The organism is Micromonospora sp. NBRC 101691, assembly GCF_030269285.1.
Classification (GTDB): domain Bacteria; phylum Actinomycetota; class Actinomycetes; order Mycobacteriales; family Micromonosporaceae; genus Micromonospora; species Micromonospora echinospora.
The window spans coordinates 20,203-42,982 of the sequence record NZ_BSTB01000034.1; the positions used below are offsets into that span (position 1 = coordinate 20,203).

Genomic DNA, 22,780 nt, shown 5'->3' on the forward strand with positions numbered 1-22,780 from the left:
CGCATTCCCGTCACGCCCCGGTGCCGAACGCGCGGGTGAACCGCACGTCGCCCTCGGCCATGTCCCGCAGATCGCTGACCCCGTGCCGGAACATGACGGTCCGGTCGATGCCCATGCCGAACGCGAATCCGGAGTAGACCTCCGGGTCGATGCCACAGGCCCGCAGGACCCGTGGGTTGACCATGCCGCAGCCGCCCCACTCCACCCAGCGCGGTCCGTCCCGGTGCTCCGGGAACCAGACGTCGAACTCGGCGGACGGCTCGGTGAACGGGAAGTAGTGCGGCCGGAAACGGGTCTTCGCGCCCTCGCCGAACATCGCCCGGGCGAAGTGGTCGAGGGTGCCGCGCAGGTGGGCCATGGTGATGCCCCGGTCGACCACGAGCCCCTCGACCTGGTGGAAGACCGGCGAGTGGGTGGCGTCGAGTTCGTCGGTGCGGTACACCCGGCCGGGCACCACCACGTAGATCGGGGGCTTGCGGGTGAGCATGGACCGGGCCTGCACCGGCGAGGTGTGCGTACGCAGCACCTGCCCGGAACCCGCCGCGCCGCCGGTGGGCGCGACGTGGAAGGTGTCCATCAACCCCCGGGCCGGGTGGTCGGGGCCGATGTTGAGCGCGTCGAAGTTGGTCCACTCCAGCTCGACCTCGGGGCCCTCGGCCACCTCGTAGCCCATCCCGATGAACAGGTCGCTGATCTGCTCCATCAGGGTGCTGATCGGGTGACGCGCGCCCCGGGGCCGCCGGTCGTACGGCAGGGTGACGTCCACCCGCTCCTCGACGAGCACCCGCGCGGCCCGCTCCCGCTCCAGGATCTCCAGCCGGGCGGCGTAGGCCGTCTCGATGCCGCGGCGGGCCTCGTTGACCCGCTTGCCGGCGTCGGACTTCGCGGCCGGCGGCAGCGCGCCGATCTCCCGGCGCGCGAGGGAGACCGGGGACCGGTCACCCAGGTGCGCGGGGCGCAGCGCGGTCAGCGCGTCCGGGTCGGCGGCGTCGGCGAACGCCTTCTCGGCGTCGGCCACGGCCGAGGCCAGGGCGGCCGGGTCGAGCAGGGCGACCTGCTTCGGGTCGTACGGATCGTTGCGATAGGTCATGGCGTACGGGCACTCCCTCACGGCGGCGCCGCCCTCACGGGACGGCCAGGCGAGTCTACGGACGCGCGGCTGTGCCGCAGCCCGCCGGTGGGAGGGACGCGCGGAGCAGGTCAGGCCCGCCGCCCGCCGGAACCGGCGGGCTGGCTAAAGGAACGCCGAGACGCGTTCACGGGCGGACGCTCTCCTTCGGGGAGGGTCCCCGCGCGGGGGACCGCTGTGCTCTGGCTGAAGCGTACAGGCAGACGGCGGCGGCCGCAGCCAGGTTCAGGCTCTCCGCCCGCCCGTGCAGCGGCACCCGCACCCGGGCGTCGGCGGCGTCGGTCAGCTCGGCGGAGAGGCCGTGCGCCTCGGCGCCGAAGAGCCAGGCGGTGGGGGCGGCCAGCCGGTCGGTGTCGGCGAGGTCGTCGAGGTCGCTGTCGCCGTACCCGGTGGTGGCCAGGACGGTGAGCCCGGCGGCGCGGGACGCGGCGACCACCTCGCCGGGGTCGGCGGCGCGGACCACGTCGACGTGGAAGAGACTGCCGGCGGAGGCCCGCACGCACTTGCCGTTGTACGGGTCGACGGTGTCCCCGGCGAAGACCACCACCTGGGCGCCGGCGGCGTCGGCGGTGCGCAGCACGGTGCCGGCGTTGCCCGGATCACGGATGCCGGCGAGCACCGCGACGAGGCGGGGGGCGGCGGCGAGCGCCCGGTCCAGGGGGACGTCGAGGTGCCGGCAGACCGCGACCAGCCCCTGCGGGGCTACGGTCTCGGCGAGCGCGGCGAGCGCCTCGTCGGTGACCTCGGAGACCGGCACGTCGGCGGCGGCGGCGCGGGCCGCGAGGTCGCAGTGCCGGTCGAGGGCGGCCGGGAGGCCGAAGAGTTCGACCACCAGACCGGGACGGGTCAGGGCCTCCCGGACGGCCTGCGGTCCCTCGGCGAGGAAGCGGCCGGTGGCGTCCCGGTCGCGTCGGCGGTGCAGCCGGCGGGCGGCGACGACCCTGGGGGTACGCGGGGTGAACGGACCCGGGACGGCGTCGAGGCGCCTCCCGTGCGCTGGTGACGGCATGGGAGACGCCTCGATGACCGGATGCGGTGGATCAGGCGGCCTGGGCCGCCGCGCCACCGGTGCCCTCGGCCGTCACGGCGGCGCGGGCGACCTCGACGATGGCGGCGAACGCCGTCGCGTCGTTGACGGCCAGGTCGGCCAGGATCTTGCGGTCGACCTCGACGCCGGCGAGCCGGAGGCCCTGGATCAGCCGGTTGTAGGTCATCCCGTTGGCCCGGGCGCCGGCGTTGATCCGCTGGATCCAGAGCTGCCGGAAGTCGCCCTTGCGGTCGCGACGGTCCCGGTAGGCGTACTGCATCGAGTGCAGCACCTGCTCCTTGGCCTTGCGGTACAGGCGGGAGCGCTGGCCGCGGTAGCCACTCGCGGTCTCCAGCAGGGTACGACGCTTCTTCTGGGCGTTCACAGCCCGCTTGACGCGTGCCATTCAACTACTCCTTACTCAGTGGTCGCGTGGCGCGCGTCAGCGGCCGAGCAGCTTCTTGATTCGCTTGACGTCAGCCTTGGCCAGCTCGACCGTGCCGGTCAGCCGACGGGTCTGGGTGGAGGGCTTCTTCTCCAGGTTGTGGCGCAGCCCGGCCTGCTGGGCAACGATCTTGCCCTTGCCGGTCACCTTGACCCGCTTACCCATACCCGTGTGGCTCTTCATCTTCGGCATGCGTCTCTCCCCTGTTACTCGCCGGTCGTGCCGGCGGGCCCGGCCGCCTCGGCCGGTGGTGCCTCGGCGGCACCTGCCTCCCGCTCCCGCGGTGCGCCGGACCGGGCTGCCGTGGCGGCGGCCTTGGTGGCACGGTGCGGAGCGAGAACCATGATCATGTTTCGACCGTCCTGCTTCGGAGCGGCCTCGACGTACCCCAGTTCCGAGATCTCCGACTCGAGCCGGCGCAGGAGCCGGTAACCCAGCTCCGGACGGCTCTGCTCGCGACCACGGAACATGATCGTCACCTTGACCTTGTCGCCGGCCTTGAGGAACCGCACCACGTGACCCTTCTTGGTCTCGTAGTCGTGCGGGTCGATCTTGGGCCGGAGCTTCATCTCCTTGATGACGGTCTGCTGCTGGTTACGCCGCGCTTCGCGCGCCTTGAGTGCGCTCTCGTACTTGAACTTGCCGAAGTCCATGAGCTTGCACACCGGCGGGCGCGCCATGGGCGCAACCTCGACCAGGTCCAGGTCGACGTCCGCGGCCAGCTGAAGGGCGCGCTCCAGCGGGACGATGCCCACCTGCTCACCCTCAGGGCCGACCAGTCGGACCTCACGTGCCCGGATCTGCTCGTTCACGCGTGGTTCGACGCTGATGGGGCCTCCTCGAGTCCGTTCTCCTGCGTGGCCGACCCCGCGGTTCCCCGGGTGGGAACCGACCCGGAAAGCAGAAGGCCCCGGCGCATGCCAGGGCCCGCTCGACCGGTCGGCACGATCACATGATCGCGCATCCGGCGCCGGGACGTGCCCGGAACCGGTGACCGGACCCGGCCGCCGTCACGGGCGACTCGGGTGGGAGCAGGCGCTCCACTTCAGGGCTGCTCACGGTTGCACACGGGCAGCCTGGTCGACAGAGCCACATTACACCCCGGCCGGGCACCGCCCAAATCGACCCGCCCGGTCGGGGTTCAGCTCTGGGTCAGGGTGGCCTGGTGGGCCCGGTGCAGCCGGCGCAACGCGCGGACCCCGTCCACCGCCAGCTCCTTGTCGGCCGCCTGGAGGGCCACCATCGGCATCAGGTCGTCGTCGTACAGCTCCAGGCTCGCCCAGGGCGCCCCCCGGTCGAACCGCACGTTGCGGACGACGTCCCAGGGCAGCTCGTACGAGCCGATGATGTTGCGCACCCGGACGCCGCGCGCGTCGGCCTCGACCCGTGGGCGGGTGAAGAGCAGGGCAGCAAGCGCGCCGAGCACGCCCAGGCCGATCATGGCCAGTTGGTCCCCGCGCTGGAAGGAGCCGTAACCGTTGCCGGTCGGCCCGTGCAGCGAGGTGGCCACCAGGCTGAAGACCACCACCAACGCGACGGCGGAGGACCAGCAGACCACCCGGATCCGGCGGGGACGCAGGCGTACCAGGTCGGAATCGCTCACCCCACCAGTCTGCCATCCGGCCCCGGATCCCTCCGCGTCGCCATGCGCGGCGTCCGGAGTCAGGACCGCCGGTCCGGCACCGGGGGACGGTCCGCGGTGGTCGCCCCGCCGCTCCGGGGCACCGGTGCCACCGCCCGCGTCCCGCGCCGCCGGCCACCACGGCCGGCCACCACGGCGGCGACCAGGGTGAGCAGCGCGCCGGCCAGCACCGCCGGTCGCAGCCCCGCCCCGCCGGGCAGCAGCGCGTCGAGCAGCAGGGAGCCACCGAGCTGCCCGCCGACCAGCACCAGACCGGTGCGCAGCACCCCGACCGACCGGACCCCGACCAGCAGGGTGACCACGATGGTCACCCCGAGCAGGCCGCCGGTCCAGAGGTACCAGTCGCCGGGCCAGCTCGCCGGCGGACGCGCGAGGGTGCCCGCGACCGCCGCGGCGGCGAAGATCGCCGCCGTGCTCACCACGAAGTTGACCGCGGTGCCGGCGCCGGTGCCGACGGCCGCGGAGACCCGCCCGTTCAACGCCGACTGGAGGGCGACGGCCAGGCCGCCGGCCACGGCCAGCAGGAGCGGGCCGACCGCCAACTCCCCCACCGGGCGGCCGAGCTGGGCCAGCGTGACCGCCGCCAGGCCGAGCAGCGCGCCGGTGATCCGGGGGCCGGTCAGCGGCAGCCGTCCCACCGGGGCGAGACCGGCCCGGTCGGCGGCGAGCCCGCCGAGGCTGCCGCCGGCGACCTGGGCGATGGTGAAGGCGGCCACCCCGAGCACCGGTACGACGTACGCGGCGACCAGCACGATCACCGCGCCACCCAGCCCGCCCAGGTACGACCACCAGGGCAGCCGGGCGGTCCGCAGGGCACGCAGCCCGGCCCGCATCGACGGCAGGGCCAGCAGGGCGACCAGCACGAGCCCGCCGCCGACCAGGTTGTTGACGACCGCGCCGAGCACCGGGTCACCGGCCCGCGTCCCGAACTCCGCGTTGATCACGCCCTGGGCCGCCGAGGCCAACCCGCCCAGCGCCACCAGGGCGAGGGCGGCCGTCGACGGCAGCGGTCTCACAGCCGGCAGGCGTGGATGTTGGTGACCAGGATGGCCCGCGCGCCCACCTCGTAGAGCTCGTCCATGATCCGGTGCACCTCGTCCCGGGCCACCATGGCCTGCACGGCGACCCAGCCCTCCCGGTGCAGCGGGGAGATGGTCGGCGACTCGATGCCCGGGGTGAGCGCGCTGGCCCGCTCCAGCAGGTTCGCCGGCACGTCGTAGGCGAGCATGACGTACCGGCGGGCGACCAGCACCCCGTGCAGCCGGTGCAGCAACTGGTCGGCCTGGGCGCAGCCGGGGGCCTCGGTCCGGCGCACCAGCACCGCCGAGGACCGCAGCAGCGGCTCGCCGAAGACCACCAGGCCGGCCTGGCGCAGGGTGGCCCCGGTGGAGACGACGTCGGCGACCACGTCCGCCACCCCCAGGCGGACGGCGTTCTCCACCGCCCCGTCGAGGCGGATCACGTCGGCCCGCACGCCCAGGTCGGCGAGGTACCGCTCGACCAGGCCCGGGTAGGCGGTGGCGATGCGGTGCCCGCCCAGCTTCTGCACCGAGTCGACGTCCTCGCCACGGGCGGCGAACCGGAAGGTGGCCCGACCGAAGTTCAGGTCGACCACCTCCTCGGCCGGCGCGCCGGAGTCGATCAGCAGATCGCGGCCGGTGATGCCCAGGTCGAGGTCGCCGGACCCGACGTAGGTGGCGATGTCCTTCGGACGCAGGTAGAAGAATTCGACGTCGTTGCCCTCGTCCCGGCAGACCAGGTCCTTGGCGTCGGTACGCTGGCGGTAGCCCGCCTCGCGCAGCATCTGGGCGGCCGGCTCGGCCAGGGTGCCCTTGTTGGGAACGGCGACACGCAGCATGACGGAGTGCTCCTTTTCTCGATCGTCGCAACCGGTCGGACGGGCACTCACAGATGTCGGTAGACGTCCTTCAGGTCGAGGCCGCTGGCGATCATCAGGACCTGGACCTGGTAGAGCAGCTGGGAGATCTCCTCGGCGGTCCGCTCCGGCCCCTCGTGCTCGGCGGCCATCCACGACTCGGCCGCCTCCTCGACGACCTTCTTGCCGATGAAGTGGACACCCCGTTCGAGCGCGGCGACCGTGCCCGACCCCGGGGTGCCGGCGGCGGCCTTGGCCTGCAGCTCGGCGAACAACTCCTCGAACGTCTTCACGGGAGGCGATTCTTCCAGCCGGGTCGGGCGGCCGGGTGGCCCGGGTCCCGGGCGTCCCGCGTCCGCGTCGCCCGGAACCGGAGTCACCGCCGGCCCGCCCCGGTCGGGCGTCAGCCGCCGAAGCCGAGCCGGTGACCGTTGGCGGCGTCCAGTCCCCGGATGGCCAGGGCCGCGTCGAGGGCCGCGACGGTGGACGCCCAGCCCTTGTCCTCCGCCGAGCCGGGCAGGCCGGCCCGGTCGCGGGCCTGCTCGATGGTGTCGACGGTGAGCACACCGTGGGCGACCGGCTTCCCCTCGTCCAGGGCGACCCGGGTCAGCCCGTCGGTGACCGACCGGCAGACGTAGTCGAAGTGGGCGGTGGCCCCGCGCACCACGACGCCGAGGGCGACCACCACGTCACAGCGGCGGGCCAGCGCCTGCGCCACCACCGGCAGCTCGACCGAACCGGCCACCCGGGCGACCACCGCGCGGGCCCCGCACGCCTGCGCCGCCGCCACCGCCCGGTCGCACATGTGGTCGGTGAGGTCGCCGTGCCAGCGGGCCGCCACCACGCCCACGGTCAGGCCGGCCGCGTCCACCGCGCTCGCCCCGGGTTCGCCGAATCCCGCCATCTCACGCTCCGATCTCGTCGGCCGCGGCCACCCGGCGCAGCGGCGTCTCGGTGACCTCGTCCAGCTCGTCGAGGAGGTGCCCCATCCGGTCCCGCTTGGTGCGCAGGTAGCGCACGTTCTCCGGGTGCGGGCGGATGGGGAGTCCCTCCCGACCGGAGATGGTCAGGCCGTAGCCCTCCAGTCCGGCCCGCTTGGCCGGGTTGTTGGTGAGCAGCCGCATCGAGCGCACCCCGAGGTCGTAGAGGACCTGCGCGCCGGTGCCGTAGTCGCGGGCGTCGGCCGGCAGCCCCAGGTCGAGGTTCGCGTCGACGGTGTCCCGCCCCGAGTCCTGGAGCTGGTACGCCTGGAGCTTGTGCAGCAGGCCGATGCCGCGCCCCTCGTGCCCCCGGACGTAGAGCACCACGCCCCGCCCCTCCGCGGCGACCCGGGCCAGGGCGGCGTCGAGCTGCGGTCCGCAGTCGCAGCGCAGCGAGCCGAAGACGTCCCCGGTCAGGCACTCCGAGTGCACCCGCACCAGCACGTCCCGGCCGTCGCCGATGTCGCCCATGACCAGGGCGACGTGCTCGGCGGCGTCGTGCTCGCTGCGGTAGCCCAGCGCCCGGAACACCCCGTGCGCGGTGGGCATCCGGGCCTCGGCGACGCGCTCGACCTGCTTCTCCGTCCGCCGCCGGTAGGCGATCAGGTCGGCGATCGTGACCAGCGTGAGGGAGTGCTCCGCGCAGAACCGCTCCAGGTCCGGCACGCGCATCATGGTGCCGTCGTCGTTGACCAGCTCGCAGAGCACCCCGGCCGGACGCAGCCCGGCCAGCCGGGTCAGGTCGACGGCGGCCTCGGTGTGCCCGGACCGGCGCAGCACCCCGCCCTCCCGGGCCCGCAGCGGCACCACGTGCCCGGGGCGGGCCAGGTCGGCCGGGCTGGTCGCGGCGTCGGCGAGCAGGCGGATGGTGTGCGCGCGGTCGGCCGCGGAGATGCCGGTGCTGACCCCCTCCCGGGCGTCCACGGTCACCGTGTAGGCGGTGCCCCGCCGGTCCTGGTTGGTGTGGTGCATCGGCGGCAGGTCCAGCCGGTCGCACTCGCTCTCGGTCAGCGGCACGCAGATGTAGCCGGACGTGTGCCGCACCATGAACGCGACCAGTTCCGGGGTGGCCTTCTCGGCCGCGAAGATCAGGTCACCCTCGTTCTCCCGGTCGGCGTCGTCCACCACGACGACCGGCCGGCCGGCGGCGATGTCCGCCACCGCCTGCTCGATGGTTCCGAACGTGGTCATGCCGCCGCCTCCAGGTAGCTGTGCGGAACAGGGGTGCGGGCCGCCCGCGCGGTCCTCGCCGAGGTACGCCACCAGCTGGCGAAGCCCCAGGCGCAGAAGAGTCCGTAGAACAGGTACATCGCGGCGGAGGGGTAGAAGCCGCCGCGCAGCAGCAGGGGCACGCCGACCGCGTCCACCGCGATCCAGACCAGCCAGAACTCCACCCAGCCCCGGGCCATGCCGTACGTGGCGAGCAGGCTCCCGACCAGGATCCAGGCGTCCGGCAGCGGCCCCCAGGAGCCGAGCGCGGCCAGCACCGGGTACGCCCCGGCGGTGCCGAGCACGGCGACCGCGAGCATGCCCAGCCGTTCCCGGCCGGTGGCCCAGCGGGGGGCGACCGCCGCCCGGTCCGGCGCGGTGCCGAGCCGGCGGTTCCGCGACCAGCGCCACCAGCCGTAGCAGCTGACCGCGAAGAAGAACACCTGTCGCCCGGCCTGCCCGTACAGGTCGTGGGCCTGCGGGGTGGCGAAGACCCCGCCGAGGAAGACGGTCAGCAGCAGCGCGTTGCCGACCATGCCGACCGGCCAGGCCCAGACCAGCCGGCGCAGCCCGAGCAGGGCCGACGCCAGCCCGAAGCCGTTGCCGACGATCTCGCGGACCAGCACCGGGGAACCGGCGACGTCGATCTGGGCGGTGAGCAGCCACGCCAGCGGGTCCATCAGCGGGCTCCGCCGGGGATCCGGTCGCCGAGCAACCGCTCGACGTACTTGGCGAGCACGTCGACCTCCAGGTTGACCGGGTCGCCGGGGCGCCGCACGCCGAGGGTGGTCAGCGCGAGGGTGGTCGGGATCAGCCCGACGGAGAACCAGTCGTCGCCGACCGCGGCGACGGTCAGCGACACCCCGTCGACGGTGATCGAGCCCTTCTCCACCACGTAGCGGGACAGGTTGGCGGGGAGGCGGAAGCGGACCGTCTCCCACTTCTCGGCCGGTTCCCGGTCGAGCAGCTCGCCGACCCCGTCGACGTGCCCCTGCACGACGTGCCCGCCGAGCCGGCCGCCCACGGCGGCGGCCCGTTCCAGGTTGACCCGGTCCCCGGGGCGCAGCGCGCCCAGCGCGGAACGACGCAGGGTCTCCCCCATCACGTCGGCGGTGAAGGCCTCCCCGTCGACCTCGACCACGGTCAGGCACACACCGTTGACCGCGATCGAGTCGCCGTGCCGGGCGTCCGAGACGACCAGCGGGCCGCGTACGGCGACCAGCGCCGAGTCGTCCCCGGTCGGGGTCACCCGGACGACCTCGCCCAGTTCCTCGACGATGCCGGTGAACATGTCAGCTCTCCCTCTTCCGGGGCAGCGCGGTGATACGCAGGTCGGGTCCGACCTGCGTGACGTCGACGATCTCCAGGTCGACGGCCTCGCCGATGGTGTGGACGCCGGCGTCGAGCAGGGCGGTCGGCCCGGCTCCGAGCAGCCGGGGCGCGAGGTAGCCGACGACCCGGTCGACCAGACCGGCGGCGAGGAAGCCACCGGCGAGGCGCGGCCCGCCTTCCAGCAGCACCGCCCGGATCCCGCGCCGGTGCAGCGCGGCGAGCAGCGCCGGCAGGTCGACCCGGCCGTCCGGGGCCGTGCCGACCTCGGCGGCGGTGGCGATCCAGGTGTCGGCGGCGGCGTCGCGGACCCGGGCGCCACCCGGGGTACGACCGGCGCTGTCCACCACGACGCGCAGCGGCTGCCGGATCGCGAGCGTGCCGTCGCGCAGGTTGCGCACGGTCAGCCGGGGGTCGTCGGCGAGCACGGTGCCGACCCCGACGACGATCGCGTCCACCGTGCCGCGCAGCGCGTGCACGTCCATCCGGGCCGCCTCGGAGGTGATCCACATGCTGGTGCCGTCCTCGGCCGCCGACCGGCCGTCGAGCGTGGCGGCGTACTTCCAGATCACGTACGGCCGGCCCCGGCGCATCGAGGTGAGCCACGCGATGTTGCCGGCCTCGGCCTCGTCGGCGCGTACCCCCAGCTCGACCTCGACACCGGCGGCGCGCAGCGTGCCCGCGCCACCGGAGGCGACCGGGTTGGGGTCCGGCACGGCGACCACCACCCGCCCGATGCCGGCCTGGATCAGGGCGTGGGTGCAGGGGCCGGTGCGACCGGTGTGGTCGCAGGGTTCCAGGGTGACCACGGCGGTGCCGCCCTTCGCCCGGTTGCCGGCCTGCGCCAGCGCGACGATCTCGGCGTGCGGCCCTCCGGCGTAGGCGTGGAAGCCCTCCCCGACGATCTCACCGTCCGGGTCGAGCAGCACGCATCCGACCACCGGGTTGGGACTGGTGGTGCCCAGGCCCCGGGCAGCCAGCGCGATCGCGCGTCGCATCGCCTCGTCGGTGGAGACGCCGGCCATCGCCTGCCCCTGCTCTCTCGCGCGGTCCGTGCGCGGGCGGGGCGGAAGGCGGGCATGCGGCGGCGGAGCCGGGAACGGCGGAGCCGACCCGGCAGGCCCGGAGGGCAGCCGACAGCGAACGTCGACCCCCGGGCCGGTCCGTCCCGCGCGCTGTCTCCCATCCGGACTGTCTGGGCGCGGACCTTCCCGCCCCCAACCGTCGGCCCCGGATTCTCACCAGGTCCACCGGGCGGCCGAGGCCGACCGGGTCGCGGGCTGACCACGGCTCGGGCCGTGGATCACCGCCGGTTCGGAATTACACCGAGTCCCGCCAGCGCGTGGTGGGTACGAGGGAAGTCTTACACGCCGACCCGGGGGGTCCGCCACCCCGGCGAGCTACCTCACAGCTTCGCGGGGTGGCGCACCCCTACGCTCCGGGAATTCCCCGCCGCCGGTCCACGGCCACGTACGAGCCGGGTTGGCTCTTGGCCACCGTCTTCATCTCGGAGGCCACCGCGATGGCCTCCAGGGGGTCGGTGAAGCGCTTCCGGCTGTCGGAGAGGGAGACCCCGATGGAGAGCGTGACCAGGGCGGCCCGGCGGATGTTGCCGCGCCGGTCCTTCAGCTCGACGTAGCCGCGTTCGGCGTCCGAGGGGTCATAGAGCTTGTCGGCGGCGTTCTCGAAGTCGACCACCGCGCGGGAGGTGAGCGGGCGCACCTGCTCGGGGGTGCAGACGATGACGAAGTCGTCGCCGCCGACGTGCCCGAGGAAGGCCGGCGGGAGCCCGATCGACACCACCGCCCGGTGCAGGCTGCGGGCCAGCGCGGAGATGAAGTCGTCGCCCCGGACGAAGCCGTACCGGTCGTTGACGCTCTTGAACCGGTCGATGTCGATGTAGCCGACGGCGTAGTCGGTGCCGCTGCGGACCCGGTCGCTGATCTCCCGGCGGATCCGGCTGTTGCCCGGCAGCCCGGTCAGCGGGGAGACCTCGCGGAACTCCTTGTTGCGGCGCAGGGTGGAGCTGACCCGGGCCACCAGCTCGGCGGTGTCGAAGGGCTTGACCAGGTAGTCGTCCGCCCCGGCGCTGAGCCCGTGCACCTTGTCGACGGTCATCCCCTTGGCGGTCAGCATGATCACCGGCAGGGCGGACGTCAGCGGGTTCGCGCGCAGCCGACGGGTCAGTTCCAGGCCGTCGATCCGGGGCATCATCAGGTCGACCACGGCCAGGTCCGGCCGCTGCCGCTCGATCACCTCGAGCGCCTCCTGCCCGTCGGCCGCGTGGATCACCTCGAAGCCGTGCAGCCGGAGGTTGAACTCGACGAACCGGGCGATGTCCTCGTCGTCGTCGACGACGAGGATGACGTCGGGACCCTCACCGGCGGGCTCCACCTTCTCAGACCCCGGCCGCCGCGCGTTCCGCCAGGGCACGCAGGTGACGTACCGCCTCGGCCGGGTCGTCGGCGCCGTAGACGGCCGTGCCGGCGACGAAGGCGTCCGCGCCGGCCTCGGCGGCCTGCGCGATGGTGTCCGCGGCGATCCCCCCGTCCACCTCGATGCGCAGTTCCAGGTGGCCGGCGGCGACGTGCCGGCGGGCGGCGCGGACCTTGTCCAGCAGGTTCGGGATGAACCGCTGCCCGCCGAACCCGGCCTTGATCGTCATGATCAGCAGGGTGTCGAAGCTGGGCAGGATCTCCAGGTACGGCTCGATCGGGGTGTCCCGGTCGATCGCCAGGCCCGCCTTGGCCCCGGCCGAGCGCAGGTCCCGCGCGAGCGCCACCGGGTTGTCGCAGGCCTCGGCGTGGAACGTGACGTTGTACGCCCCGGCGTCGGCGTACCCGGGAGCCCACCGGCGCGGATCCTCGATCATGAGGTGCACGTCGAACGGCAGCGTGGTCACCGCCCGCAGGCTCTGCACCACGGGCAGCCCGATGGTCAGGTTGGGCACGAAGTGGTTGTCCATCACGTCCACGTGCAGCCAGTCCGCGGCGTCTTCCACGGCGCGCACCTCGTCGGCGAGGCGGGCGAAATCGGCGGCGAGGATGCTGGGCGCGACGATCGGGGGCGGTACGGTCACCGGCCCAGTGTACGAACGCCCCCGACAGTCGTGCCGTAGGCTCCCGCGCCGTGGCCCGCCCCGGACAGCGAAGCGAATCCGAGGGCCGCCACGGCGGACCGGACGACGCGACGGTGGTGGGGGCTCCATCGACCACCGTGCCGCACCGGGTGGTACCGCTCGCCACCAGACACCCGGGGCGGACCGCCAACGGTCCCACCAGGACGGTCGGTGCCCGCGCGGCGGGTGTCGGTGCCGTATGCTCCTGCGCCGTGGCCCGCCCCGCGCACGGGGCGGTGTCGACACCACGGCACGGGGAGGTCGGGTCATGCGACGGTGGTTGAGGGCGTGCGCTCTGGGTGGGGTGGCCGCGCTGGCACTGGCCGGCTGCGGCGTTCCCGAGGGCACCGACGGCGACCTGGTCGACGACTGGGCCGGTCTCGCCACGCCGAAGATCTTCCAACCGGCCGCCGACACCTGCCACCCGGACGAGACGGAGGTCGGCTACCTCAGCTCGTACGGCCCGGTGCCCTGCGACCAGTCGCACGAGACGGAGACGGTGCACGTGGGCGCGTTGCCCGCCGAGCACACCAACGGCGCCACGGTCCCGGCGGCCGGCTCGCCGGCCCGGCTGGCCGCGTACGCCGAGTGCGAGAAGGCGGCGAACCGGGCGCTCGGCGCGGACTGGCGCTCCGGGCGGGTGACCCTGTACACGATCCTCCCGTCCGAGTACGGCTGGAAGGGCGGCGCGCGGTGGTTCCGCTGCGACCTCGCCGAGGTCAACCGCCTCGACAGCCCGGAGGTCAAGCGCCGGACGGGCACCCTGAAGGACGCCCTGGCCGGTACCGCTCCCCTCGCCCACCGCTGCTTCAACGTCAAGCTGGCCAACGACAAGGTCGACGACATGGCCGAGGTGTCCTGCACGACCCGGCACGACGCCGAGTTCGTGGGCATCTACAAGGACACCGTCGGTGACCACGACGAACTGGTCAAGGGCAGTACCCGCGTCCACCGGCGGTGCCAGGCCATGGTCGCCTCGTACGCGAAGGTGCCCGACGACGGCAACCTCAAGTACCGGACCGGGACGATCTACTACCACCCCTCGGCGGAGGAGTGGAAGGACGGCAACCGTGGAGTCCAGTGCTTCCTGTGGCTCAGTGACCGCAGTCTGAAGCGCTCGGTCAAGGGCGGCGGCACCAAGGCGCTGCCCATCCGCTACGCCTGACCCGGCGGGGCATCGCCCCGGCGCGGCGTCGCCGTGCCGCCCGGTCACCGGTCCCGAGTCGTCCACCGCATTGGCCGATGCCGACGTCGATCATGGTGCCGTAGTCTCCTGCGCCGACAGCGCCCGGACGGGCAGGGCGACGACCGGGAGGACGGATCGGTGCGACGGTGGCTGCGGGCGGCTGCCCTGGGGCTGGTGGCGGGGCTGGCCCTGACGGGTTGCGGTGGTCCGGCTGGTAGTGACGGTGACCTCACCGACGACTGGCCGGCCGTCGCCGCGCCGGCACCCTTCGTACCCGCGTCCGGCGTCTGCCATCCGGCACGGGTGTCGGTCGGCTACCTCAGCTCGTACGGGCCGGTGCCCTGCGACCAGTGGCACAGCGCGGAGACGGTGCACGTCGGCACGCTGCCCGCCGAGCACACCGACCGGTCCACACCCCCACCGGCCGGTTCCCCGGCCCGGCAGGTCGCCTACACCGAGTGCGAGAAGGCGGCGAACCGGGCGCTCGGCGCGGACTGGCACTCCGGACGGATCCGGTTGTCCGTGGTGCTCCCCTCCGGATACGGCTGGCGCGGCGGTGCCCGCTGGTTCCGCTGCGACGTCAGTGAGATCTACGGGCTGAACAACACGGCCGCGAAGCCCCGCACCGCCAGCCTGAAGGGGAGCCTGACCGGTCCAGCGCCCCTCGCCACCGCTGCTTCGTCGGCGCCCTCACCCGCGGTCGGGTCACCACCATGGATCCGGTCGGCTGCACCACGAGGCACAACGCGGAGTTCGTCGGCACGTACCAGGACACCAGCACCAGCCACACCGCGATGGTCACCGAGCGGAAACGGCTCGGTGAGCGGTGCCTCGCACTGATCGCCGCATACGTCAAGGTGCCCGACGACGGCGACATGGAAAACCGGACCGGATGGCTCTACTACTACCCCTCAGTGGAGGACTGGAAGGACGGCAACCGTGGCGTGCAGTGCTTCCTCTGGTCCGACAGGCACGACCTGACCCGTTCGGTCAGGGGCGGCGGCACCCGGGCGCTGCCCGTCCGGTGACGTGGGCGCCGCGCCCGGTGGTACGCGGCACCCACCCTCCGGTCACCCTCGCCGCAGCACCGCGAGGAACATCGCGTCCGTGCCGTGCCGGTGCGGCCAGAGCTGCACCGTCGGCCCGGCCCCGAGACCCGGCATCCCCGCCGGCAGCAGCGGGCGGGCGTCGACGAAGTCCACCGGCGCCCCGCAGCGGCGGGCCGCCTCGGTGACCGTCACGTGCGTCTCCACCACGTGCGGCGAGCAGGTGACGTAGGCGACCAGCCCGCCGGGGCGGGTCGCACGCAGGCCGGCGGTGAGCAGTTCCCGCTGGAGCCGGGTCAGTGGCGGCAGGTCCGACGGCTGGCGACGCCAGCGCGACTCCGGCCGGCGACGCAGCGAGCCGAGGCCGGTGCACGGCGCGTCCACCAGCACCCGATCGAAGTGCTCCTCCGGCAGCTTCGGGTCGGAGCCGACCGTCCGCCCGTCGGTGTGCAGCACGTTCACCGGCAGCCCCCGGGTGGCCCGCTCGACCAGGCGGGCCCGGTGTTCGGCCACCTCGACCGCGGTGACCCGGGCCTCACGCTGCGCCGCGAGCGCGCCGAGCAGGCCGGTCTTGCCGCCGGGGCCGGCGCAGAGATCCAGCCAGCGGCCGTCCGGCCCGTCCAGCGGCGCGGCGGCCAGCGCCGCCGCCACGAGCTGCGAGCCCTCGTCCTGTACATGTGCCCGGCCCTGCGCCAGCGCCGGCAGGTCACCCGGCGCGCCACCGGAGAGGTACACCGCGTACGGCGAGAAGGCCCCCGGCGCACCACGGACCTCGTCGGCCAGCTCCGCCGGGTCGGCCAGCCCCGGCCGGGCGCACAGGTGCACCGGCGGGGGCTGGTTGTCCTCGATCAGCAGTCGGGTCGTCTCGCCCAGGTCACCGCCGAGCGCCTCGCGGAACGCCCGGACGATCCACTGCGGGTGGCTGTGGGCCAGGGCCAGGTGCCCGACCGGGTCGTCCGCCATCGACGGGGCGATCCGGTCGATCCAGGCGTCGGCGTCCCGGCCGGCGACCTCGCGGAGCACCGCGTTGGCGAACCCGCTCGCGCCGTAGCCGACCGTCTTCACCAGGTCCACCGTGGCGGAGACCGCCGCGTGGGCCGGCACCCGGGTGTGCAGGAGCTGGTACGCGCCGAGCCGCAGCGCGTCGCGCACCGGCGGGTCGATGCGCTCCACGTCCCGGCCGGCGGCGTCGGTGAGGATGGCGTCCAGGGTGCCCACCGCGCGCAGGGTGCCGTAGGTCAGCTCGGTGGCGAAGGCCGCGTCCCGGCCGTGCAGTCCCGCGTCCCGCAGGATCGCCGGCAACACCAGGTTGGCGTACGCGTCGTCGCGGTGCACCGCCGCGAGCGCGTCGTACGCGGCCCGGCGTGGCCGGTCCACCACGTCGGTGCGGCCCGTGCGCCGGTCGCCGCCCGGCCGGGCACCGGCCCGACCGTCCCGTGGGTCACGTCGGCGGTCGCCGCGCGCCGGCTCGGTGCCCGGACCGGACCGGACCGGACGTGGGTGCTGCCGCTCCCCCGGCCCGGTCACGCGAACTGCTCGCCGGTGTCGACCCGGACGCCCCGCGCCCAGTCGGTGGCCGGCATCGGCTTCTTGCCGGCGGCGCGGACCTCGCCGAGCGCCACCGCGGTGGTGGCCGTGCCGGCCAGCACCCGCCGACGCTCCACGAGCAGCTCGCCGGGCTTCAGCTCCGGAGCGTCGGCCGCCAGCCGCACCGGACCGAGCTTGACCCGGTCGCCCCGGAAGGTCGTCCACGCGCCGGGGGCCGGGGTGCAGGCACGGATCCGCCGGTCCACGGCGAACGCCGGCTCGGTCCAGCGGACCTGGGCGTCCTCGACGGTCAGCTTCGGCGCCAGGGACACCCCGTCGGCCGGTTGCGCGGCGGCCCGGGCGGTGCCGTCGGCGATCGCGTCCAGCACCGCCACCAGCAGACCCGCGCCGGAGACGGCGAGCCGCTCCAGCAGGTCACCGGAGGTGTCCTGCGGCGCGATCCGGTCGGTGAGGGTGCCGTAGACCGGACCGGTGTCGAGCCCCTCCTCCAGTTGGAAGACGCTCGCCCCGGTCAGCTCGTCGCCGTGCAGGACGGCGTGCTGTACGGGGGCGGCCCCCCGCCAGGCGGGCAGCAGCGAGAAGTGCAGGTTGATCCAGCCGTGGGTGGGGATCTCCAGCGCGACCGGGGGGACCAGCGCGCCGTACGCGACCACCGGGACGCAGTCCGGGGCGAGCGCACGCAGCCGGTCGAGGAACTCCGGCTCACGCGGGCGGGCCGGGGTGAGCACCTCGACGCCGTGCGCGTCCGCCCACGCGCCGACCGGGGAGCGGGACAGGCCGCGTCCGCGTCCGGCCGGGGCGTCCGGGCGGGTGACCACGGCGACCAGTTCGTGCCCGGAGGCGGCGACCGCCTCCAGAGCGGGGACGGCGACGGCCGGTGTGCCGGCGAAGACCAGACGCACGGTCACCGCCCCAGACCGAAGGGGCTGGCGACGCCGTGCGGGTTGACCTTGACCACCGGCGGCGCGGCGGCGTCGTACCACTCGGCCTGACGGATCGCCTTCATCGCCTCCTTGCGGCCGGGGGCGTCCAGCCGGTCGATGAAGAGGACCCCGTCGAGATGGTCGGTCTCGTGCTGCACGCACCGCGACATCAGGCCGGTGCCGACGATCTGCATCGGGTCGCCGTACGCGTTGAAGCCCTTGGCGATCACGTTCTGCCGGCGCTTCGTGTCGAAGTAGAGGCCGGGGATGGACAGGCAGCCCTCCGGGCCGTCCTGTTCCTCCTCGTCGGGGAACTCGAGCACCGGGTTGACCAGGTGCCCCAGCACGTCGTCGACCTCGAAGGTGAACACGCGCAGGCCCACGCCGAGCTGCGGGGCGGCCAGACCGGCGCCGTTCTGCTCCCGCATCGTGTCGGTCAGGTCGGCGACGAGCTTGCGCAGCTCGACGTCGAAGTCGACCACCGGATCGGCCGGCGTGCGCAGCACCGGATCCCCGAACAGACGGATGGGCTGGACGGTCACGCGGGGTGGCTCCTTCGTCGACGGGACGGAACTCGTGCCGTACCAGTCTACGGAGTCCCCGGGCCGGCCCCGGTCGGCGTACCACGTTCCCCCGCCGACACCCGCGTGATCCACCGGCGTTCGGCGCCGGTGGTCACCACCGTGCGTCGGGGTTCGGCGCCGGTGGCCTGGTGGGGGCCGGTGGTCACCGGCAGCGTGGCGTGACCGCGCAGGGTCAGCCGGGCCCGGTGCCGGGGCTCGCCGGCCAACGCCAGGTCGGGCAGCCCCCGCAGCAGCAGTGGGAACGCGATCCGCGCCTCCAGTCGGGCCAGCGCCGCGCCGAGGCAGTAGTGCGGACCCCCGCCGAAGGAGAGCGGCTGGTTCTGGGGCCGGGTCGGATCGAAGCGGGTCGGGTCGGCGAACCGCTCCGGATCCCGGTTGCCCGCGCCGAGCAGCAGCAGGACCTCACCGCCGGCCGGCACCGGCACCCCGCCCGGCGCGACCGGGACGCTGCTGATCCGGCTGGTCACCTGCACCGGGGAGTCGATCCGGAGCAGTTCCTCCACGTACGCCCCGGCGAGGTCGGGGTCGTCGCGCAGCGCGGCGGCGTGCGCCGGGTGCCGCAGCAGCACCACCAGCCCGTTACCGAGCAGGTTGGTGGTGGTCTCGAACCCGGCGACCAGGAGGACCACCAGGTTGGCCAGGAGTTCCTCGGTGTCCAGCCGGCCGGCGTCGGCGTCGTGCGCCTGGACCAGGGCGGTGGTCAGGTCGTCGGCCGGGATGCGGCGACGGGCCTGCACCAGGTCCCGGAAGTAGTCGCGCAGCGCCCGCGCGCCCCGGTCGGCCACGGCCAGCTCGAACTCGGAGATCTCCGGTTCCAGGACGACGGTGAGGTCGGCGGTCCACTTCCGGAACGCGTCCCGGTCCGCCTCGGGCACGCCGAGCAGGGCACAGATCACCCCGATCGGCAGCGGGTAGGCGAACGTGTCCAGCACGTCGACGGTCGTGCCGTCGCGGCCCCGCTCCGCCATCGCCGCGACCAACGCCGTCGCCTGGGCGGTGACCACCTCCCGCAGGGCGGCGACCCGGCGCGGGGTGAACGCCCCGGCGACGATCTGCCGCATCCGGCCGTGGTCGGGCGGATTGGCCCGCAACATCGACCGGGCGATCGAGGCGACCGCCGGGCTCTCCGCCCAGCCGGCCACCGTGGTCTGCGGCAGTGGCTCGTAACTCACCACGTACCGGGGATCACGGACCACCTCGTCGATCACGGCGTACCCGGTGGCCACGTGCAGTCCCGGCCACGCCTCGACGACCGGGCCGTGGGCACGGAGCCGCTCGTACGCCGGATAGGGGTCGAGGCGTCCCTGCGGTGACAGCAGGAGCGTCATCGCCTCGGCAACGTCCACGGCGAACCTCCATCGACGGCGTCCGGGACCCCATCATGCCCCGATCACCGAGGGTGCCGGCAACATGACGCGCCGTGAGTGTCGGCCGAAAGTCGGAGGTCAGGCTCCCGCGACCGGGTCGCCGGCCAGCACCGCGTCAGGGGCCCGCAGGGCGTGCTCCGGCAGCGGAAGCTCGATCGTGTGGGCGGCCTCCCAGTCGTGCACCGTGCCGGCCCGGCACTGCCGGGTGAAGTACTCGGCCGCGGTGAGACCACCGACGACGGGCTCGTCGGCCTCGGCGACCAGCCGGCCGGGCACCAGCGTGAAGCCGTTCTGGAGCGCGGCGCTGAGCCGCCGGTGGCCGTCCACGACGAAGAAGTACTCCCCGGAGTACCCGATGCTCAGCGGCTCCAGCGCCCGGTCGCCGGCGGTGCCGACCGCGCCGACGAAGTCGCCCTCCCAGAGCCCGCGCAGGTTCTGCACGTCCTCGGTGGGGTAGACCCGGGCCGGGTCGAGCAGCAGCAGCGGCGGGGCGTCCCGGAGCACGTCGGCGGCGAGGCGTCCCTCGTACGCGTCGACGATGTGCGTGATCACCTCGGCCGGGGCGGCCCGGGTGGTGTCGCAGACCAGGTCGTAGTTGCGCAGCTTGGCCTTGTCCACGCCGTACCGGACGATGAACCGGTTCCGTTCGCTGTCGCTGCGCTCCTTGAGCTTGGCCTTCGCCTCCTCCAGGGAGGTGTAGCTCTCCGCCGGGCCGGACGGGCGCAGCAGCACGCGTCGGGCCGCCTCCCCCGGCTCGGTGATCATGTGCACCTTGAGCGCGTCGGTGAAGAAGTGCCAGGCCAGCCGGGAGTCCATCACCAGTGGCTCACCGGACGCGGCGATGTCCCGCTGGAGCTGGTCGACGTAGCCGTCGACGGCCTGGTCCAGCTCGGCGTGCAGGTTGAGCTGGAGCGCGGTCATCTGCCGCTCCTGGGCCATCTGCCGGTAGAGGTCGCCGACGCTGACCCGCCGCATGCCGAGCCGCTCGGCGATCTCGACGGAGACGGTGCTCTTGCCGCTGCCGAGATCACCGTTGAAGACGATCGATTGACGGACGGTCACGACTGATCCACCTCTGATCACCGGCTGGTTGACATCATCGATGCGGCGTCGCCCCGCCGCGCTCCGGCCACCGTCGCGCCGCACCGGCGCAGGCAATGAGGGGCGATGCTACCACGGCCCCGCCAGGACTTTCCCGGCGAACACCCCACACCGGAGGAGGTCAGAACAGCTCCAGCGGGTCCACCTGTACCCGGACCGGGTCGGCGGCCTTGCGGGCGGCGCGGACCCCGGCCGCGACGTGCAGCGCCTCCGCGAGCGCGGCGGCCCGCGACCGGGGCACCCGGATCAGCATCCGTTCCCGGTCGTCGTCGGCCGGGACCGGACCGAGCACCTCGGCCTGCTCGGGTAGGCGCGCCTCGGCGAGCAGCTCGGCCACGGCCGGGGCCGTACCGGTGACGCTCGCCATCCGCACCGCCGGCGGGAACCCCAGCTCCCGTCGCTCGGCCAGCTCCCGGGCGGCGAACCAGGCCGGGTCCCAGCGCAGCAGCGCCTGCACCGGGGCGAGCCCGCCGTCGGCGACCACCACCACCCGACCGCCGGCGGTCGCCGGCCGGGCCAGCGCCGCCGCGGTCAGCCACCGCCGCAGCGCCTCCTCGCCGGCCCGCAGGTCGGCCCGGGTGAGCAGGGCCCAGGAGTCCAGCAGCAGCACCGCGCCGAAGCCACCGTCGGCGACCGGCTCGGCGCCGGGGGTGGCCACCACGAGGCCCGCGCCGCCGGGTACCCGGGTGAGCACCTCCTCCCGCCCGGAGGTGCGCACCGGCACCCCGGGAAAGGCCCGCCCCAGTTCCTCGGCGGTCCGCCGGGCACCGACCACCGCGGCCCGCAGTCGTCGGCCGCCGCACTCCGGGCAGGCGTACGCGGCGCTGACCCGGCCGCACCAGCGGCAGACCGGCGTCCCCCGGGCCGAGGGCAGCGCGAGCGGCCCCGCGCAGTGCGGGCACCGGGCCGGGGCCCGGCAGTCGGCGCAGGAGACCGAGGGCAGGTAGCCACGGCGGGGCACCTGGACCAGCACCGGCGCGTCGGCGCGCAACGCGTCCCGGGCGGTGGTCCAGGCCAGGCTGGGCAGCCGGGCGGTGGCGGCGCCCGGGTCGCGGGCCAGTTGCGGGTCGTCGCCGGTCGGCGCGACGGCCGGGGTACGCGCCCGTACCGTGGCCCGCTCCGGGACCACCTCCCGCGCCCAGCCGGTCTCCACCAGCAGTTGCGCCTCGGCGGTCCGGGCGTGCCCGCCGACCAGGGCGGCGGCCCCGCCGAGCTGGGCGCGGGTGAGCAGCACCTCACGGGCGTGCGGGTACGGTGACCGGGGCTCGGCGTGCAGGTCGTCGCCGTCGTCCCAGATCGCCACCAGACCGAGTCGCTCCACCGGGGCGAACATCGCCGCGCGGGTGCCGATGACCACCGGCACCCGACCCCGGCGGGCGGCGAGGAAGGCCCGGTAACGGCGGGCCGGACCGAGGGCGGCGGAGAGCCGGACGTGCCGGTCCGGGCCGAGCACCCCGGTCAGCGCCGCGTCGAGCCGGTCCAGGTCTCGGGCGTCGGCGACCACCGCGACCACGCCCCGTCCACCGCGTACGGTGGCCGCCGCCGCCTCGGCGACGCGGGCGGGCCAGTCCTCCCCCGGCAGCGCGGACCAGACCGCGCGGGGGGCCCGACCGTCGGCGAGCGCCCGCAGGAGACCCGGCCCGGCCGGGTACGCGCCCCAGCCGTCCGTATCGGCGGGCGGATCCGGCACGCCGGTCGTCCCGGGCGGGATGCGCGCGGGCCGGGGCTCGTCGGCCGACACGTCGGCGGGCGTGGGCTCCTCGGGGGTCTCCTTCTCGACCCGGGCGTGCCGGGGCGGCACCGCGAGGCGGAGCACGTCGGCGAGGCTGCCGGCGTACCGGTCGGCGACCGCCCGGGCCAGCCGGGCGATCTCGGGCGCCAGCACCGGTTCCGGCGAGACGAGCTTCTCCAGGTACGCCAGCCGGCCGGCGTGCCCGGACCGCTCGGTCCGTTCCAGCAGCCAGCCGTCGACGAGTTGACCGGCGAAGCGGACCTTCACCCGGGTCCCGGGCACCGCCGTCGCGGCCAGTTCGGCGGGGACCAGGTAGTCGAAGGGCCGGTCCAGGTGTGCCAGGGGCACGTCCACGCAGACACGCGCGACCGGCGACCCGTCAGCGGGTCGCCGGTCGGTGTGCCTGGTGGGGGTCAGGCTCCTGCGGCTGACTTGAGGTCGGCGGCGCGGTCGGTGTTCTCCCAGGTCAACTCGGGTAGGTCCCGGCCGAAGTGGCCGTACGCGGCGGTCTGCCGGTAGATCGGCCGGAGCAGGTCCA

The 22,780-nt window shown here is 74.4% G+C and carries 23 protein-coding genes and 2 pseudogenes; 3 read left to right on the top strand and 22 right to left on the bottom strand.

The features are described from left to right. Positions 1–10: 10 nt before the first annotated feature. The 16 genes from pheS to rpe form a co-directional block, all read right to left on the bottom strand. Positions 11–1,090, bottom strand: coding sequence for a phenylalanine--tRNA ligase subunit alpha (gene pheS, locus QSK20_RS30905; RefSeq protein ID WP_285792153.1), 1,080 nt, complete (start codon positions 1,088–1,090; stop codon positions 11–13). A 166-nt stretch (positions 1,091–1,256) separates the two neighbouring features. After that, positions 1,257–2,138: a TrmH family RNA methyltransferase gene (locus QSK20_RS30910; RefSeq protein WP_285792154.1), complete on the bottom strand. Its 882-nt coding sequence runs from the start codon at positions 2,136–2,138 to the stop codon at positions 1,257–1,259. A 31-nt stretch (positions 2,139–2,169) separates the two neighbouring features. After that, a complete protein-coding gene (gene rplT, locus QSK20_RS30915) occupies positions 2,170–2,562 on the bottom strand; it encodes a 50S ribosomal protein L20 (protein WP_285792155.1) in 393 nt (130 codons plus the stop codon). 36 nt (positions 2,563–2,598) lie between these two features. Next, complete coding sequence (rpmI, locus tag QSK20_RS30920; RefSeq protein ID WP_026267805.1) at positions 2,599–2,793, bottom strand: 50S ribosomal protein L35; 195 nt, start codon at positions 2,791–2,793, stop codon at positions 2,599–2,601. A 14-nt stretch (positions 2,794–2,807) separates the two neighbouring features. Then, positions 2,808–3,413, bottom strand: coding sequence for a translation initiation factor IF-3 (gene infC, locus QSK20_RS30925; RefSeq protein ID WP_285792156.1), 606 nt, complete (start codon positions 3,411–3,413; stop codon positions 2,808–2,810). Between the two features lie 329 nt (positions 3,414–3,742). After that, entirely contained in the window at positions 3,743–4,204 is a 462-nt protein-coding gene (locus QSK20_RS30930; RefSeq protein ID WP_285792157.1) for a PH domain-containing protein, read from the bottom strand. Between the two features lie 59 nt (positions 4,205–4,263). After that, the gene (locus QSK20_RS30935) at positions 4,264–5,259 is read right to left on the bottom strand and encodes a DMT family transporter (RefSeq protein ID WP_285792158.1); all 996 of its coding nucleotides are present in this window, start codon (positions 5,257–5,259) and stop codon (positions 4,264–4,266) included. Further along, positions 5,256–6,101, bottom strand: a complete 846-nt coding sequence (gene hisG / locus QSK20_RS30940; protein WP_285792159.1) for an ATP phosphoribosyltransferase — start codon at positions 6,099–6,101, stop codon at positions 5,256–5,258. The genes QSK20_RS30935 and hisG overlap by 4 nt, the downstream gene beginning before the upstream one ends. Before the next feature lie 47 nt (positions 6,102–6,148). Then, positions 6,149–6,412: a phosphoribosyl-ATP diphosphatase gene (locus QSK20_RS30945; RefSeq protein ID WP_088984924.1), complete on the bottom strand. Its 264-nt coding sequence runs from the start codon at positions 6,410–6,412 to the stop codon at positions 6,149–6,151. A gap of 110 nt (positions 6,413–6,522) precedes the next feature. Next, positions 6,523–7,023, bottom strand: coding sequence for a 6,7-dimethyl-8-ribityllumazine synthase (ribH, locus tag QSK20_RS30950; RefSeq protein WP_285792160.1), 501 nt, complete (start codon positions 7,021–7,023; stop codon positions 6,523–6,525). Position 7,024: 1 nt separating this feature from the next. Beyond that, positions 7,025–8,290 carry a bifunctional 3,4-dihydroxy-2-butanone-4-phosphate synthase/GTP cyclohydrolase II gene (locus tag QSK20_RS30955; RefSeq protein ID WP_285792161.1) on the bottom strand — a complete coding sequence of 422 codons (1,266 nt, stop codon included), beginning with the start codon at positions 8,288–8,290 and terminating at the stop codon, positions 7,025–7,027. Next, positions 8,287–8,988 (bottom strand): nicotinamide riboside transporter PnuC, encoded by a 702-nt coding sequence (gene pnuC / locus QSK20_RS30960; RefSeq protein WP_285792162.1) that lies wholly within the window; start codon positions 8,986–8,988, stop codon positions 8,287–8,289. The genes QSK20_RS30955 and pnuC overlap by 4 nt, the downstream gene beginning before the upstream one ends. Next, a complete protein-coding gene (locus QSK20_RS30965) occupies positions 8,988–9,599 on the bottom strand; it encodes a riboflavin synthase (RefSeq protein ID WP_285792163.1) in 612 nt (203 codons plus the stop codon). Before QSK20_RS30965 ends, pnuC begins: the two co-directional genes overlap by 1 nt. A gap of 1 nt (position 9,600) precedes the next feature. Next, complete coding sequence (gene ribD / locus QSK20_RS30970; protein WP_285792164.1) at positions 9,601–10,662, bottom strand: bifunctional diaminohydroxyphosphoribosylaminopyrimidine deaminase/5-amino-6-(5-phosphoribosylamino)uracil reductase RibD; 1,062 nt, start codon at positions 10,660–10,662, stop codon at positions 9,601–9,603. 406 nt (positions 10,663–11,068) lie between these two features. Continuing rightward, positions 11,069–12,070 (bottom strand): response regulator, encoded by a 1,002-nt coding sequence (locus QSK20_RS30975; RefSeq protein ID WP_285792165.1) that lies wholly within the window; start codon positions 12,068–12,070, stop codon positions 11,069–11,071. Further along, positions 12,036–12,716, bottom strand: coding sequence for a ribulose-phosphate 3-epimerase (gene rpe, locus QSK20_RS30980; RefSeq protein ID WP_285792166.1), 681 nt, complete (start codon positions 12,714–12,716; stop codon positions 12,036–12,038). The genes QSK20_RS30975 and rpe overlap by 35 nt, the downstream gene beginning before the upstream one ends. Positions 12,717–13,023: 307 nt before the next feature. Between rpe and QSK20_RS30985 the strand changes: the two genes are divergently transcribed. The 3 genes and pseudogenes from QSK20_RS30985 to QSK20_RS32325 all read left to right on the top strand — a co-directional run. Beyond that, complete coding sequence (locus QSK20_RS30985; protein ID WP_285792167.1) at positions 13,024–13,920, top strand: septum formation family protein; 897 nt, start codon at positions 13,024–13,026, stop codon at positions 13,918–13,920. Between the two features lie 357 nt (positions 13,921–14,277). Continuing rightward, a pseudogene (locus QSK20_RS32320) lies at positions 14,278–14,523 on the top strand (septum formation family protein); the annotation flags it as partial. Between the two features lie 128 nt (positions 14,524–14,651). After that, positions 14,652–14,969, top strand: a pseudogene (locus tag QSK20_RS32325) (septum formation family protein); the annotation flags it as partial. Between the two features lie 42 nt (positions 14,970–15,011). Here the strand turns inward: QSK20_RS32325 and QSK20_RS30995 are convergent. The 6 genes from QSK20_RS30995 to QSK20_RS31020 form a co-directional block, all read right to left on the bottom strand. Then, positions 15,012–16,514 carry an RsmB/NOP family class I SAM-dependent RNA methyltransferase gene (locus QSK20_RS30995; protein ID WP_285792168.1) on the bottom strand — a complete coding sequence of 501 codons (1,503 nt, stop codon included), beginning with the start codon at positions 16,512–16,514 and terminating at the stop codon, positions 15,012–15,014. After that, on the bottom strand, positions 16,511–17,437 hold the full coding sequence (fmt, locus tag QSK20_RS31000; protein ID WP_285792174.1) for a methionyl-tRNA formyltransferase: 927 nt from the start codon (positions 17,435–17,437) through the stop codon (positions 16,511–16,513). Before fmt ends, QSK20_RS30995 begins: the two co-directional genes overlap by 4 nt. 2 nt (positions 17,438–17,439) lie before the next feature. Then, positions 17,440–18,000: a peptide deformylase gene (def, locus tag QSK20_RS31005; protein ID WP_285792169.1), complete on the bottom strand. Its 561-nt coding sequence runs from the start codon at positions 17,998–18,000 to the stop codon at positions 17,440–17,442. Positions 18,001–18,047: 47 nt separating this feature from the next. Beyond that, entirely contained in the window at positions 18,048–19,388 is a 1,341-nt protein-coding gene (locus QSK20_RS31010) for a cytochrome P450 (RefSeq protein WP_285792170.1), read from the bottom strand. Between the two features lie 99 nt (positions 19,389–19,487). Further along, a complete protein-coding gene (locus tag QSK20_RS31015) occupies positions 19,488–20,471 on the bottom strand; it encodes an AAA family ATPase (protein ID WP_285792171.1) in 984 nt (327 codons plus the stop codon). A 160-nt stretch (positions 20,472–20,631) separates the two neighbouring features. Continuing rightward, positions 20,632–22,659: a primosomal protein N' gene (locus QSK20_RS31020; RefSeq protein ID WP_285792175.1), complete on the bottom strand. Its 2,028-nt coding sequence runs from the start codon at positions 22,657–22,659 to the stop codon at positions 20,632–20,634. Positions 22,660–22,780: the final 121 nt, after the last annotated feature.